1 protein-coding gene is annotated in these 1,886 nt (G+C 78.8%); it reads left to right on the top strand.

Translation table 11 applies throughout. The features are described 5' to 3' along the window. Positions 1 to 348: 348 nt before the first annotated feature. On the top strand, positions 349 to 1,886 hold a 1,538-nt coding region (locus AAHZ94_RS33450; protein WP_349997456.1), incomplete at its 3' end, for a sigma-70 family RNA polymerase sigma factor.

A 1,886-nucleotide genomic window follows, 5' to 3' on the forward strand; every position in this document is an offset into this window, starting at 1 on the left:
CCGCCGCCGGGGGCCGGGCCCGACCGGCGGGGGGGGGGGGCTCCCCGCGGGGGGGGCCCGGCCGCGGGGGGGGCGGCGGGGGGGGGCCGGGCCCCCGGCCCCCGTACGCCGCCGGGGCCTGGCCCGGCTTCCCCGGCGGACCAGCCCCCGGGGCCCGGCGCGTACCCCACCGCGGCCCCCTCTTCTTCCGCCGCCACGCCTCCCGCCGCCGTAGATCCCACGGCGCCCACCACGCCGCCCGCCCCGTCCAGCGAGCCCGGCGCACCGCCCACCGGTTCCGCGCCGCCCCCCGCACCTCCCGCTGAATCCGCCGCAGGTCGGCAGCCGGCAGCAGGTCCGCAGCCCGCCGTGGACTCCGGGGCCGGTACGGGCTCCGGGGCCGGTGCGGGCCCGCAGGTCGGCGCCGCCCCGCCAACCTGCGCGAGCGCGGGTCAGGGTCGTACCAAGGTCGGAGCCGACGACGATCCGGGCGGGACCGAGGCCGGCGCGTACCCCCCGGGGGTCACCCTGCCGGACAGCACCCCCCACGCCAGCACGACGCGCGACAGCACGACGCGCGGCGACACCGCACAGGACGACGCGACGGACGACGAACTCCCCCCGTCCGACATCGAGTTGCTGGCGCAGATGCGGGCCGGGGACGGGGCGGCGTACGGGAGTGCGTACGAGGAGCTGTACCGGCGGCATGCGCACGCGGTGCGGCGCTACGCGCGGAGTTGCTGTCGGGACGCGGACACCGCGGACGACCTGACGGCGGAGGTGTTCGCGCGCACGCTCCAGGCCGTGCGGGGCGGGGCCGGGCCGCGTACGGCGGTGCGCGCGTACCTGCTGACGACCGTGCGGCGGGTGGCCGCAGCGTGGACCAAGACGGCCAAGCGCGAGCAGTTGATCGAGGACTTCGCGGTGTTCGCGGAGACCGCCGCGCGGGCGTCGGCGCACGAGGAGGGCACGCCCGGTTCCGAGTACGACGTGGGTGCTGACGTACGGGCCATGCAGGAGGCCGAGCAGACGCTCGCCGTACAGGCGTTCCGCAGTCTGCCGGAGCACTACCAGACGGTGCTGTGGCACACCACGGTGGAGGACGAGCCGCTGCGCGAGGTGGCGCCGCTGCTCGGGCTCACCGACAACGCGACGGCCGTGCTCGCGCACCGGGCGCGCGAGAAGTTGAAGCAGGCGTACCTCCAGGCCCACGTCAACACCTCGCAGTCGACGGGCGGGGAGTGCGCGCGGTACGCGGACCGGCTCGGCGCGTACGCGCGCGGCGGGTTGCGGATGCGGGCCGAGCGCGGGCTGCGCAAGCACCTGGAGGACTGTGCCCAGTGCCGGATGGCGGCGCTTGAGGTGGCGGACGTGAATGCCAGGCTGCGGGCCGCGTTGCCGGTCGCGGTCATCGGCTGGTTCGCCGCCGGGTACGCGCTCAAGGTCGCCGGGGTCGCGGCCGGTGTCGCCGGGGCCGGTGCGGCCACCGGCGCGGCGGCAGCGGCCAGCGGCACCGTCAGCGGACTCCTCGGCACCGGTGCGGCCGGCGGCGGGGCGACCGGTGGCGGCGCTGCCGCGGCCGGCGCCGTGGGTGAGGGCCTGGGCACCGGGGCCAAGGTCGGGATCGTCGCGGGCGCGCTGGTCGTGGCCGGCGCGATCCTCGCGTACGCGCTCTCCGGCGGGTCCGAGCCGCACCGCGAGCCGGAGGCGCGGGAGCCCACCGAGGCGGTGCCGGGCGCCCCGCACCAGCCGCCGCCCAAGCCCAGCCCGCCCCGGCCCGCGTCGCCGGCGCCCGAGCCGCCGAACTCGCCCGCGCCGCCACCCGTCAAACCCACGCCGAAGCCGACCCCGCCGCCGAAGCCCACGCCGAAACCCCCCGCTCCGCGGCCGTCCCCGAAGCCCACTCC

The organism is Streptomyces sp. HSW2009, from assembly GCF_040240285.1.
Taxonomy (GTDB): Bacteria; Actinomycetota; Actinomycetes; order Streptomycetales; family Streptomycetaceae; genus Streptomyces.